We start from the raw sequence: 12,704 nt of genomic DNA, 5'->3' as shown, positions 1-12,704 counted from the left end.
ATCAATAAAATCTATGTTGTAACTGAACCTCTGCCCTAACTCTGAGTTGTGCACAAACTTAATGTGATTGGTATGAGTGTTGCGCGCTATGATTCAACGCTACCATTCATTAAAATATAAGACGATACTGCCACCGCTTACCGCACTACCGTGATTGATGTTGATACCAATGCCAACATTTTCGACGAGATCTGTCATATTTCGAAGATCCCATAAAATACCAAAACCGACTTCGTAATAATGGCGTGTACCTAAAGAGGTAACCGTATCTCCTGTAATGTCGATGCGATTTGCTTTCAGATAAAAGTCATTGGCGAAAAGTCGTGCTTGAGCAAAGGTGTTTTTTAGTTTAAATCCATTTATGACACGCCAGCCATTAGGATAGCCATATTCACCATCGGCAAGGCGGGAGGTAGTGCGACCTTGCATATAGTGAAGTTCACTTTTAAATTCCCAACTTCCCCAGTCATTATCCTTTAGGTAAGCAAACTCCACACCGGGCTCAATAATAATGGCGTTCTTTTTTTGATTAAACAGCAATGCATCTAATTCCTCCTGCAACGACTGAGACAGTTCACTGTTGTATGAATGGGTATTTTTGTAGTGTAAAAAATAGGCGGCAATCGTCGGTGTGATTGACCAGTTCTTATCCAGATAAAGTTGCCTGGCAATACTGAGATTAATCGCAAAGACTTCTTCTTTATCTAGATCTGGGGTTAATGATTCCTCTAACGACACTTCGCCTTTTTGTTTAATATAGGCAACTTGCAGCTGCAAATAGTCTTGATAGGTCGCCAGATCTGACCCAAGTTCAATGGTGTATGGGATTGAAAATACCGAAATTTGATTACGAAGATCGATGGAATCGGTATTGAGGTTATTGTTATTCGGTTGCAATATCTCTTCAGGATCAAAATTGCCAACCCCAAATGACAGAGCGTCACTGTCCATAAGGACAACAGACGACGCATAAATTTGTGAGAATTCATCCGAGGGGGAGAACATTTCCTCGTGATCTTGCGCAGACGCTGTACGGCAAAGATTTAGCAGGGCACAGATGAAAATAATGGCGGACTTTTGCATTTAGTGTTGTTTCATATTTAAGAATACGTAACGCATTGATAATTAACAGTCTAGATGATAGTGCATGGCTATACTCATCAACACACAAAAATTTATTTTGGAGTGAATGATGAAAATTGTCCTTTATGAATATGCGCCGACCCGAAGCGCGCGCGTTCACTGGGTATTGGCGGAATTGAAAATCCCCTATGAAAGCAAAGATGCAAAAGCGTTGTTTGGTAGTGATGAATTAAAGTTGGTACATCCATTAGGGAAAATACCTGCAATGCTCGTTGACGGTAAGCCCTTGATCGAATCGGTAGCAATGTGTACGTTTTTGGCGGACAGCAAACCTGAAGGGCAGTTAATTCCTGCGACAGGCTCATTTCAGCGAGCGATGCATGAACAATGGTGTGCTTACATATTGTCAGAGGTTGAAGCTCATCTTTGGAGTGACGCCAGAAATACCTTTGTTTACCGTGAAGACAGAAGAATTGAGGCGATTTGCAAGCAGAACAAATATGAATTGTCTCGATCGTTGAAGGTGATTGACGATCACTTAAGCAAACACCCGTTTATGTTAGGTGATCAATTTAGCGTAACCGATATTATTATCAGCTATACCACCTTATGGGCCGAAAAAACCGGACATTGTGATAGCTTCCCGGCGATTAAGGCCTATCATCGCAAACTCCTTGCGATGGAGCAATGTCCTTATACATCACCTGAGTAACGTTGAAGTCGTTCAGAAGCAGAATCACGCAAAAACCTATAATCGTCATGCCGGGGTAGCCCGGTATCTTTGGCCAGAAGCTTAGATTCCGGTTCGGAGACCGGAATGACGTCTAGTTTGGTTTACAGACCGGAATGACGTCTAGTGTGGTTTACAGACTAGAATGACGTTTTAGATGGCTCGGAAGCCGGAGTAACGTTGAAATCGTTCAGAAGCTGATACACGCAAAAACCTATAATCGTCATACCGGGGTAGCCCGGTATCTTTGGCCAGAAATTTAGATTCCGGTTCGGAGACCGGAATGACGACTAGTGCAGTTTACAGGCCGGAATGACGTTTTAGGTGGCTCGGAAGCGGGCATAACACCTTGTGTCGAAGCCTAAACGTTGAAGTCGTTCAGAAGCTGAGACACGCAAAAACCTATAATCGTCATACCGGGGTAGCCCGGTATCTTTAGTCAGAAACTTAGATTCCGGTTCGGAGACCGGAATGACGACTAGTGCGGTTTACAGACCGGAATGACGACTAGTGTGGTTTACAGACCGGAATGACGACTAGTTTGGTTTACAGACCGGAATGACGTCTAGTTTGGTTTACAGACCGGAATGAGGCTTTGAAGTTCGGAAACGACACCTATTTCAACATCTCTGAACCCTTGATCAAAAAAAGCGGCTGGAAGCCGCTTTTTTTTTTAAACACTAAAACTTAAATCGAGGTGATATTGACCGAAAGTTTTAGCATCTGGCCAGGCTGTAAGTAGTTCTTACGGCTCAATTTATTCCATTTTTCAATGTCTGAAATCGTGACATTGAATTTATTGGCAATGCGCGCAAGAGAATCGCCTGATCTCACTCGGTAACGAATATTTCGCATGGTTTGGCTATTGCTGGCGCTAACAGAACTGGCTTGTGAAATCGCTGATGGCGTATAGATCACCAGTTTTTGCCCTAAACGCAGGGTGTCTTTAGGGCCAAAACCATTCCATTTAGCAATATCTGTGCTCTTTACTTTATAGAGGCGACCAATATCCCATAAGGTATCGCCTTTTTTAACCGTGTAGGTTAGCTTGTTGCCGGTGCCTTTCTTGCTCGCCTTAGCAATAGCGACTTTTTCTAACGACGTATAACGATCCAGAGATTTGGTCGCCGTAGGGATCAGTAGATATTTACCGGCACGAATATTATTGCCAGATAGTTTATTTACCTGTTTAATCACCTTGGTGGTGGTATTAAATTTGCTGGCTATCACACTCAAACTGTCGCCATTTTTAATTTTATAGCGTTGCCAGGTTAAGCGTTTATCATTGTCAAGCTTGCTTAGGTCGGCTTTAAAGGCATCCACTTTGTTGTTGGGTATGAGCAGGTAATGGGGCCCGTCTGGGGCTGTTGCCCAACGATTAAACCCAGGGTTTAACGCATGTAGCTCTTCAATGGTTAGATCCGCCATGTCAGCGGCAAGCAATAAATCCAACTGTGAGCCGATATCGACTTTTGAGATCACCGGCTTATTGGCGATCGGTTTGAAACTAATATTGTATTTCTCCGGCTCTTTTAATAATGCCGTTAGTGCGAGAAGCTTTGGTACATAATCACGGGTTTCTTTAGGAAGATCTAAACTCCAGAAATCCGTTGGCATGCCTTTTTGTTTATTGCGTTTTATTGCACGGGATACTCTTCCCTGACCCGAATTATAGGCGGCAAGGGCCAGCAACCAATCGCCATCAAATCGTTTATTCAGGTAGGTTAAATAATCAATAGCTGCTTGTGTGGATGCGGCGACATCGCGACGGCCGTCATACCACCAGTCCAGTTTTAAACCAAACTGTTTACCCGTGCCGGATAAAAACTGCCACATACCCGCGGCACTGCCATGAGAATAGGCAAATGGGTCATAGGCACTTTCAACAATAGGCAGCAACACCAATTCCATTGGCATGTCGTGCTTTTCCAGCTCTTCAGTGATGTAGTACAAAAATGGTTCAGCGCGTTTGCTCACCCGATCCAAATAACTTTGATGTTTTGCATACCAATTTCGATGGGTGGCAACACTGCGGTTTTCCGGCACCTCGAAGGTTAATTGGCCTCGGATACGCTCCCAGATATTGTTACTGGCGATTACGTTATCGTCGCCCAGCGGAATATCGACATCGGCAATAGGGTGAATGACATCGGCGGTTTCATCGACAATAAGCGCCTGATAAACATCAATGTTTTCAGCAGCATTAGGGTTGTTTGTTAAACTTTTTGGAACAGACTGTTGCTCTGTCGTTTGACAGGCAGCAAGCAAGGAAAACGACAGTGGAAGTATTAGTTTTTTCATAACAGCTCTATTTGTTATTGAATGCGCGCGGGATCACCCCTAGTAATATTGCGCATCATATCTTTTTCTTAAGCAATAGAAAATAAATTAAAAGTTATCTTTTAGTAACCGAGTTGCGGCAAACACCTGCACTGCACTGGCGTATGTCTCTCCGGTAAGGTGTTGAACCTGTGCCTTCAATGCCTCGTTGTGGCTACGTAAAAAGGGATTTATTTGCGATTCAGTAGCGATACTGGTGGGGATAGTCGCAATGTCCTTATTTCTGAGTTCTTGTACTTTTAATTCATACTCAATAAGTTGACTATTTTCAGGCTCAATAGTTCGCGCAAATGTTAAATTTGCCTGGGTATATTCGTGAGCACAGTACACTTTTGTACTTGCTGGTAGTGCCGAGAGCTTATTCAAACTAGCAAGCATTTGTTCGGGTGTACCTTCAAATAATCGCCCGCAACCGCCAGAAAACAAGGTGTCGCCACAAAATAATGTGCCAGCTTGGGAGTCATTGTAATAGGCAATATGCCCCCTTGTATGTCCGGGTACATCAATAACCGAAAACGTTTGATTGATATAAGATAACTCGACCAGATCGCCTTCGCCTACATAGTGGGTAATATGTTTGATATTTTCACGGGATGGGCCATAAACGGTTACATTCCAGCCTTGTTGCTTCGCGTGAGCTAATAGTGCTTCTACACCTCCGGTATGATCGCGGTGGTGATGGGTAATCAAAATAGTGGCAAGTTGTAGGTTTTCTCGATTGAGAAAGGTTAGACAGGCGGATGCGTCTCCAGGATCCACCAACGCACATAGGGAATTATCCGCAGACGAAGAATGAATGGCCCAAATATAATTGTCGGAAAATGCCGGTATTGCAGAAACTTGCATAAATAGCCCTCAGGCAGTCAATTGTGCAAGTCCTATTATAACGACAGTATTGAGAAAGAAAACTGGGCTATCTGTGATTATCTGCGATTGCTTAGAAAGTAAACACCAAACCCAGCACCGGACCATGGGTGACGGTATCGTAGGAGAAATAACCAGGCTCACCAGGAGAGCCAGTTTCATAATCTACCCAAGTCGCGACATACTTCATATCTAAGGTCAGTAAATCGGTCATTTGCCACTGTAATCCGATTTTTACTTTCGAGGTAAATTCGGACGCAAAATCTAAACCACCGATGTCACCATACAATTCAAAGGTCCAATTTTCACTTAAGTAGGAATACCAGCGTAAACCGACGACAAAATCTACCCAGTCTTGTTCTACCGATGCTGATAATCGTTGGTCAAGATTCGGCAAATCAACGTCAATATCAATATCATTATCCCACCAGCGAACCCCCGCTATGTAGTCGATCGAGGCATGCTGAAGTTGATTTCGATAAAAAATCTGTGCTTCCATAACACCTTGTCTGACACCCGCATCGAGTTCTTGTCCGGTTTCAAAGCTGCGACCACCGCCTAAGTCCATAAAACCATAGTCAAACGCGAGGCCAATATTTCCAGGGCTTATTGCCTCCATATGGATCATGCCTGCCATATCCAGATTGTCGAGAATGGTACCAAAATCCACATCAACTTCGGCTTGCTCAATTTTTCCAGAGCCGAAATCGCCTTCAATATTAGTACCCATAAGATATGGCTCAATCATAAATTGCCATTCATCGGCCAGCGCATTTAGGGGAAATAACATGGCAGCACTGAGTAGGGTAGGATAGGTGAATTTAGTTAAGGAGTTCATCAGTCATATACCTCTCATAAGACTTAAAGCAGGCAAAACGCGTTTTTCAAACAGGTAAAGTATAGTCGAGCAAATTATTTTCATGGTGTATTATAAAAAGTGTTTATAATCCAAATTGTTAAGCATTGAGCATTGGCGTTTGAGTATTCACGCCAGTATTTTGAAACAACACAAGTGATAAACCTATATTTTGATGAAACCAGCGTTAGCATTTAAAGATCCGGACGTTCCGATTAAATGGGAAGATATGCCTAATGGATTGCTTGTGGCAGATGCTATAGGGGATGCCATGCGGCCGTGGTGGCCAAGAATGTTTGGCTATCACTTGTTAAAACTGGGGAGTCTTAGCGCCCAGCTCGATACCAGTACTTCGATGATTAAACATCAGGTTAATGTTTGTCACTCGCACCCATTTGGTGATGTGTTGGCTGAAATCGACGATTTACCTTTTCAATTACACAGCGTAGATGCCTGTGTCTTGGCGCATAGTTTGGAGTTTGCGCTCGATCCGCATCATATACTGCGTGAAATTGATCGCGTACTGATCCCTAACGGGCATTTGATGATCAGTGGTTTTAACCCATTTTCATTAGCAGGTCTTAATCGGTATATTCCATTTCGCCGCCAGGCCATGCCCTGGCAAGGCCGATTTTTTACGCCGATGCGGATAAAAGACTGGTTGCATCTGCTTGGCTACGAAATTCTTACCGATGATCGATTCTTGCACTCAACATTGGTAAATCCCTTAGATCAAAAAGGTTGGCTCGGTAAGCACTGGCAAAAGTTTGCCAGTAATTATTTGAGCATGTTTGGTTCGGTATTTTTAATTGTTGCGAAAAAACGCGTTCACCCGTTGACGCCAATTCGGCCAAAATGGCAGCTCAGACCTAATTTTCAGCCGGTGAAAGTCACATCCATGCAAGGCCATAGCCGTCAATACAAAAAATCTGATAACCTGTAAAACATAATAACAACATAAAGTGTAGAGTTTTCGTTTGCAGCAGAACCCGAAACGCACCACATTAGTCGCCAGTATCGATTTGGGGAGTCAGTCTATCCGCGGATACCTGTATGGTTTAAACGGAGAGCTGGCTTACCGCACTCACATTGATATGGATATTACATGCACGAGTATTTATCCGTGGCAAAGTGATCCGCAACAAATGGTCGATGTGGTTAAATCTTTAATTGATGATCTTATCGGGCAAACCGTAGAAGGGCATTTACAACACTGTACGATAGCCGCGATATCATTGACCTGCCTACGTAACAGCTTTGTCTATTTGGATAAAAATAAAGACGCGATTCTACCGATATTGTATTGGTATCAGGGGCGACGAGCAACGCAGGTGCCACAATTGCCCTGGTATTGGCGCATCGTTTTTACCGCGCTTGGTCAACGAGGCGAGATAGACAAATTACAACAACAAGCCGCGGTAAATTGGGTGGCAGAACATCACCCTGAAGGGTTGATGAAAACCCATCAAGTTTGTCAGTTGTCGGGATATTTGCAAGGCAAACTGACTGGCAATTACACAGACAGTTGGGCAAATATGATTGCCCATTTACCGTTAAGTTTTAAACGTCGACGTTGGTTAAAATCCTGGGCCTGGCAATGGTCAGCATTGAACGTTAACGCCAGTTGGCTACCTAAGCTGTGTAAGCCCGGAACCGACCTTGGCGATTACACGGCTATCATTCATGACACGCAAATATGTGTCCCGGTTGTTGCCGGCGCTGCCGATAAAACCTGTGAGCTTCTTGGTTCTGGCGTTATCGATGAGAGTAGCCTGTTTGTGAGCCTTGGAACGGCGATCACGGTAAATTGTCTGGTGGTTAAATGTAAAGGGCCCAAGCCGTTTTACCCGGCATATCCAACATTCAATGAAGACTATTATTTAGCAGAGGAAATGCTGGATTACGGTTGTCGCTTACTTCGGGAATTCGTTGCCTGGAAATGTGAGCATATGATTGAAGATAACGAATTGAATGCAGATACGTTATCAGAAGCACATTTGCAAGACTGGATTTGTGCTCACCTTATTGATCTGGATGCAAATGATACATTGTCCAATCAAATTTCGCAGGTCTGTTCAGATCTGTCGATTGCCGATCCCATTGATCTTAATCAATGCCGCATTGGCGATATTTTTCGGTGGGATAGCCAAGGGTGCCCTGAAAACAAGGATCCAGAGCCCATGCGGCAGATTGGCATCGAATATCTGGCTTTATTGCATTGGCTGGCGCTCAAGATAAGAGATGCAAAATTACGCATGGAAGCCCGGCATAAACGTCGATTCACTCGCATGATCGTCAGTGGTGGAGGCCAACAGTCGACGGTATTGTTGTACTTACTGGCTGAGGTGTGTAATCTTGATGTCCGAAAAAATGAGCAAGTACACACGGGTGGTCGCGGCGCAGCGATTATAGCGGCGGTAGGGCAAGGCTTTTACCCGGACTTTGAATCTGCGGTCAACGCTATGTGTGAATCAACAACAACTGTGTGTCGATAGCCAATGTTACGGTTTGCTTTGGCTTCATATTGATCATTGCTAGAACAATAACAATTACATCGGAACGACTATGCGAACAATTGGTAATTTAATCTGGTTTTTATTCGGCGGCATCTGTATGGGGCTAGCCTGGTGTTTTTTTGGATTACTGGCATTTATCAGTATTGTTGGTATTCCGTGGGGGCGAGCTTGCCTGGTGATGGCGGGTTTCTCGTTTTTTCCTTTTGGTAAAGAAGCGATCGGTCGGGATGAGTTAACCTTAAAAGAAGACATTGGAACTTCAGAGTTTGGTGTGGTTGGTAATGTTATCTGGTTTGTTTTTGCAGGATTCTGGCTGGCGTTAGGGCACGTGATATCGGCAATTTGCTGTTTCATCACTATCATTGGTATTCCATTTGCCATTCAACATCTAAAACTTGCCGGTATTTCCATTGCGCCAATTGGTAAAACCGTGGTTTCTAAAGAGCTGGCCGCTGCCGCTCGTCAACATCGCGCTGATATTGAATTACAAAGTATGCGTGCCAATCGTTAATCATGGGGTGTTATGCGTAAAAGCGATAAAAAAACGGACAACATTATCCGCAAGGTACTTACCGAAGCATGTGATATCGCTTTAGAAGAATGTTCAGGATTTCAATGGCTTACCCACACCGTAAATTACGACAGATTTCCGGGTTCGCTGACGGTGATTTGTGTATTTGCAACCAATGAACAAATTACTCAGGTAGATGTGGAAGAAATCCGAAACCTGATTAAAGAAAAATTGGCCGGTGCCGGAATCAATCTTGAGCAAGTTCACAAACAGGTTCGTTTTGATAGCGAGCAAAGCTGTGAGCAACAACATGATGGTAACTGGAATAAACGGTTAAATCATTAACGGGATAAACACGTTGGCTGCACTCTGAGCGAACGTCTTGTTAGTTCGCTGTTTCTCCGGTTCATGATATTATCTTTCCCCATCGAATATTAACTTTTGTAACTTTATTCTGAGAATTATCCATGCAACGTCAACATTTTGAAAAAATTCTAACCGAGCTTCTACAACCGGGTCGTATCAAGGATTTTTGTCCGAACGGCCTACAAATTGAGGGCTCTGAGACGATCGGTAAAGTAGTTACTGGTGTAACGGCAAGTTACGCGTTACTGGAAAAGGCGGTTGAAAAGGGCGCTGATGCGATTTTGGTGCACCATGGATATTTTTGGAAGAACGAGGCTTACCCAATTGTTGGGATGAAGCAAAAACGCATCAAGATGTTGCTGGATAACAACATCAATTTATTCGCGTATCACTTACCGTTAGATATTCATGAAACCTTAGGTAACAATGCTCAACTCGCCAAATTATTAGATATCGAAGTTACCGGTCCATTAGAGCAGGAAAACCCTTTGAGTGTAAGTTTACGCGGTGAACTTAATGACAAGGTTGATGGTTCAGTATTCGCGTCACGCATTGAGGAAAGACTGAATCGTGACGTATTGCATATCTCTGGTCGTAGTAACCGGCCGATTAAAACCGTTGCCTGGTGCACCGGTGGTGGTCAAGGCTATATTGATTTGGCTGCAGAGCAGGGTATTGATGCCTTTATCACTGGCGAAGCCAGCGAGCAAACGACCCATGTGGCCAGAGAAATGGATATCCATTTTTTTGCGGCGGGGCATCACGCTACCGAACGTTATGGCATTAAAGCGCTTGGCGAATATCTGGCCAGAGAACACGGTTTAGATGTTGAGTTTGTTGATATCGATAATCCCGTTTAACCAATAAGCACAGGAAATCTAAATGGCTGCAAAACGATACCCATTACCGAAAAAATTAAGTGTTGGGCTTTCAGAAAAAGCCTATGAGAATCTTCGAGTGCTAAATAGCCAGTATCACTATTCAAACAATTACCTTCTCACCATTCTGCTGGAAAATCTCGATACCCTTGTCGATGCTACCGCCCTAGAACAAGTGATGGCTGAGTTTAAAGCCGAATACGGGGCGCCGGCTCCGGCGAAGATGGGGAAAGGATCCTAGGCTTTACGGCATGGAATAAGTCGAGCTCAGCTATCAGTATTTGTCATGTCTTGTATTAATTGATTTCTATCAATAGGGCTCAATGTCCCAGAAGAATGCTGGCCAATAACGTGGGTGTATATTTGCGTAGTTTTTAAATCCGTATGGCCCAGCAGCTCTTGAACCGTTCTAATATCTGAACCATTTAGCAATAATTGGGTTGCAAAGCTATGGCGAAAGGTATGTGCCGTAACATGCTTGTTAATTCCACTTTGTTTCACCGCTTTTCTTAGTACTTTCGACAATGCAGACCAATGAAGGTGGTGACGGCAATAATAACCATCTGTAGGATGCTGACAACGGGTTGTGGACGGAAAGAGATATTGCCATTTTAAATCGGTAATCGCATACGGGTATTTTCTTGCCAAGCCTGACGGTAAACTGGTTTTTCCTTGGCCCTCGGCAATATCTTTTTGGTGCACGTGCTTAACTTTTTCTATCTGTGCTTTGAGCTGGGGCACCAAAGATTGCGGTAACATGGTTACCCGGTCTTTATTCCCCTTACCGCGAAAGATAAAGATAGACTGATTGGTAAAATCGATATCTTTTATCCTAAGCCTTAACATTTCAGCTTTTCTCAGGCCGCACCCGTATAAAATTGAAAACATTAGCCGATAGGCGCCAGGCATAAAGTCGATCAATGTCATTGCCTCGTCATTTGACAATACCACCGGAACTCGTTTTGGGGCTTTCGCGCGTATAGCGTCGTCGAGCAATATTAATTCGCGGTTTAATACGTGCTTATACATAAATACGATGGCACATAAAGCTAGATTCTGTGTTGAAGACGTCACTTTCCGTTCTACTGCTAAATGTGACAAAAAGCGATTTACCTCTTCTTCTCCCATTTCTTCAGGATGACGCTTTTGATTAAATAAAATGAACCGCTTTATCCAGGTTAAATAGGTTTTTTCGGTTTGAATACTGTAATGCTTCGTTCTCAATACATGACGAATGTTTTCAATAAAAGGTGATGTGGCCATAGTTGACTCCTGGTGCTGTATGAATATACAGTTTTAGTTAGGTTGGCCACTTTTACCAATATGTGCTCAAAGACATTACTCAGCCTTCTCTCCTTTACCCATTGAATTGTCACTTTCCTGTCGTTAATCCTCTAATTCTGAACAAAAAATTATTAAGTGCATCCCTTGTTAGCATGACTTCTTAGTAATACTTACTAAACGACGTCAGTAACTTACTAACTGCATGAAATTAAGGATAAATAAGATGATTGAATTGATAATTACTATGCAAACTCAGTAATACAATAACGGTGTGCATTAGGAAACTAAGACTTCCTAGTAATGCTCTGCAAAACCAGTTGAGTACTAACCAAAATATTGAAAATATTAATCAATCGCTCGCGTCTCCGGAGGTTTACTAAGGCGTCTCAGTATCGAGAAAAATACGGTTTAGAATCACTAATACCTCTCAGTAATACCAAATAACATTTAAGAGTTAGCAATTAAGTTTATGAAAATGAGTGCTTTTCAATGGTGTCATAGAGCCATTACTATGATGGCTCAGTAATAATTACGAAAATGAAGGCTTCGGTTTGCCTGAATGTATAGTTGGTGTTTAATGGCTTGAATTTGCGTTCTTTTCTGGTAGTTTATGAGAATGTTCGTAGACAGGATTTACCATGCTGTCTACATAATAAACTGTTAGCTGTAAAAGGAAGTATCGTGCTCAAAAAGTTGAAATCATTATTATTCGGAACAGCAGCTGCCGCTTCTCAAGCTGTAGCTGATGTTCCTCCGCCAATAGATGTTAATGTCGCTGTTACCAACCCAAATTTAATTGCGGCAATGAATCGGTTGAAAACCGATACCAGCAATGATGCAAAGGACGCATTATTGCTGGAACTTAATAAGTCTAATTATCTTGTTGCTATATTCGCGGATGAAATGCACGTTTCAGAACCAGATGAAAATGGTCAAACAGTAATTGAAAAAGATAGCCTGATCAAAGTACTTAACACATCAGACGAACAAGGTAATATGTACCTTCCACTTTTTACTGATTGGGAGGCATTAGGTAAATATATTGACCAACCTGTAAGTACTTTAGTTTTTCCACCTCAAGATGCATGGCATTGGGCTCTTGAAATGGGTGAGTATCACGGTGTTGTAATTAATCCAGCAGAGAATGCTTTGCCCTTAAATAAAGGTCAAATCCAGTATCTTATGAGTAAAATTACAGCTAACAAGAGACTATGGCGTCAATAGTTAATTTTGAGCTTTTGGCGCTTCCCACATCACCCCATCTCTAAGCATGGAA

13 protein-coding genes are annotated in these 12,704 nt (G+C 42.9%); 8 read left to right on the top strand and 5 right to left on the bottom strand.

Annotated elements, in window-relative coordinates; genetic code table 11:
* Window positions 1-99: 99 nt before the first annotated feature.
* Complete coding sequence (locus ACHUFQ_RS16330; protein WP_394176919.1) at window positions 100-1,083, bottom strand: Solitary outer membrane autotransporter beta-barrel domain; 984 nt, start codon at window positions 1,081-1,083, stop codon at window positions 100-102.
* Window positions 1,084-1,192: 109 nt separating this feature from the next.
* Between ACHUFQ_RS16330 and ACHUFQ_RS16325 the strand changes: the two genes are divergently transcribed.
* A complete protein-coding gene (locus ACHUFQ_RS16325) occupies window positions 1,193-1,795 on the top strand; it encodes a glutathione S-transferase family protein (protein WP_394176918.1) in 603 nt (200 codons plus the stop codon).
* Window positions 1,796-2,500: 705 nt separating this feature from the next.
* Here ACHUFQ_RS16325 and ACHUFQ_RS16320 read toward each other — a convergent pair.
* The 3 genes from ACHUFQ_RS16320 to ACHUFQ_RS16310 all read right to left on the bottom strand — a co-directional run bounded on the left by ACHUFQ_RS16320 (window position 2,501) and on the right by ACHUFQ_RS16310 (window position 5,855).
* The gene (locus tag ACHUFQ_RS16320; RefSeq protein WP_394176917.1) at window positions 2,501-4,114 is read right to left on the bottom strand and encodes a LysM peptidoglycan-binding domain-containing protein; all 1,614 of its coding nucleotides are present in this window, start codon (window positions 4,112-4,114) and stop codon (window positions 2,501-2,503) included.
* An 87-nt stretch (window positions 4,115-4,201) separates the two neighbouring features.
* Window positions 4,202-4,999 carry a hydroxyacylglutathione hydrolase gene (gene gloB / locus ACHUFQ_RS16315; protein ID WP_394176916.1) on the bottom strand — a complete coding sequence of 266 codons (798 nt, stop codon included), beginning with the start codon at window positions 4,997-4,999 and terminating at the stop codon, window positions 4,202-4,204.
* 91 nt (window positions 5,000-5,090) lie between these two features.
* Window positions 5,091-5,855 carry a hypothetical protein gene (locus ACHUFQ_RS16310; RefSeq protein WP_394176915.1) on the bottom strand — a complete coding sequence of 255 codons (765 nt, stop codon included), beginning with the start codon at window positions 5,853-5,855 and terminating at the stop codon, window positions 5,091-5,093.
* 193 nt (window positions 5,856-6,048) lie between these two features.
* On the opposite strand from ACHUFQ_RS16310, the gene ACHUFQ_RS16305 reads away from it, so the two are divergent.
* From ACHUFQ_RS16305 to ACHUFQ_RS16280, 6 genes are all read left to right on the top strand, one after another.
* Entirely contained in the window at window positions 6,049-6,816 is a 768-nt protein-coding gene (locus ACHUFQ_RS16305) for a class I SAM-dependent methyltransferase (protein WP_394176914.1), read from the top strand.
* A 34-nt stretch (window positions 6,817-6,850) separates the two neighbouring features.
* Window positions 6,851-8,368: an FGGY family carbohydrate kinase gene (locus ACHUFQ_RS16300; protein WP_394176913.1), complete on the top strand. Its 1,518-nt coding sequence runs from the start codon at window positions 6,851-6,853 to the stop codon at window positions 8,366-8,368.
* A 70-nt stretch (window positions 8,369-8,438) separates the two neighbouring features.
* Window positions 8,439-8,900 (top strand): YccF domain-containing protein, encoded by a 462-nt coding sequence (locus ACHUFQ_RS16295; protein WP_394176912.1) that lies wholly within the window; start codon window positions 8,439-8,441, stop codon window positions 8,898-8,900.
* A gap of 12 nt (window positions 8,901-8,912) precedes the next feature.
* Window positions 8,913-9,245, top strand: a complete 333-nt coding sequence (locus ACHUFQ_RS16290; protein WP_394176911.1) for a Fis family transcriptional regulator — start codon at window positions 8,913-8,915, stop codon at window positions 9,243-9,245.
* A gap of 122 nt (window positions 9,246-9,367) precedes the next feature.
* Complete coding sequence (locus tag ACHUFQ_RS16285; RefSeq protein WP_394176910.1) at window positions 9,368-10,126, top strand: Nif3-like dinuclear metal center hexameric protein; 759 nt, start codon at window positions 9,368-9,370, stop codon at window positions 10,124-10,126.
* Between the two features lie 22 nt (window positions 10,127-10,148).
* The gene (locus ACHUFQ_RS16280; RefSeq protein WP_394176909.1) at window positions 10,149-10,385 is read left to right on the top strand and encodes a hypothetical protein; all 237 of its coding nucleotides are present in this window, start codon (window positions 10,149-10,151) and stop codon (window positions 10,383-10,385) included.
* Window positions 10,386-10,411: 26 nt separating this feature from the next.
* On the opposite strand, the gene ACHUFQ_RS16275 is transcribed toward ACHUFQ_RS16280, so the two are convergent.
* The gene (locus tag ACHUFQ_RS16275; protein ID WP_394176908.1) at window positions 10,412-11,407 is read right to left on the bottom strand and encodes an integron integrase; all 996 of its coding nucleotides are present in this window, start codon (window positions 11,405-11,407) and stop codon (window positions 10,412-10,414) included.
* 702 nt (window positions 11,408-12,109) lie between these two features.
* Here ACHUFQ_RS16275 and ACHUFQ_RS16270 point away from each other — a divergent pair.
* Window positions 12,110-12,652, top strand: a complete 543-nt coding sequence (locus tag ACHUFQ_RS16270; protein ID WP_394176907.1) for an SseB family protein — start codon at window positions 12,110-12,112, stop codon at window positions 12,650-12,652.
* Window positions 12,653-12,704: the final 52 nt, after the last annotated feature.

It is taken from the genome of Thalassotalea litorea (assembly GCF_043642205.1).
In the GTDB taxonomy this organism is placed as follows: domain Bacteria; phylum Pseudomonadota; class Gammaproteobacteria; order Enterobacterales; family Alteromonadaceae; genus Thalassotalea_A; species Thalassotalea_A litorea.
This window is presented reverse-complemented; position numbering and strand designations above follow the sequence as displayed.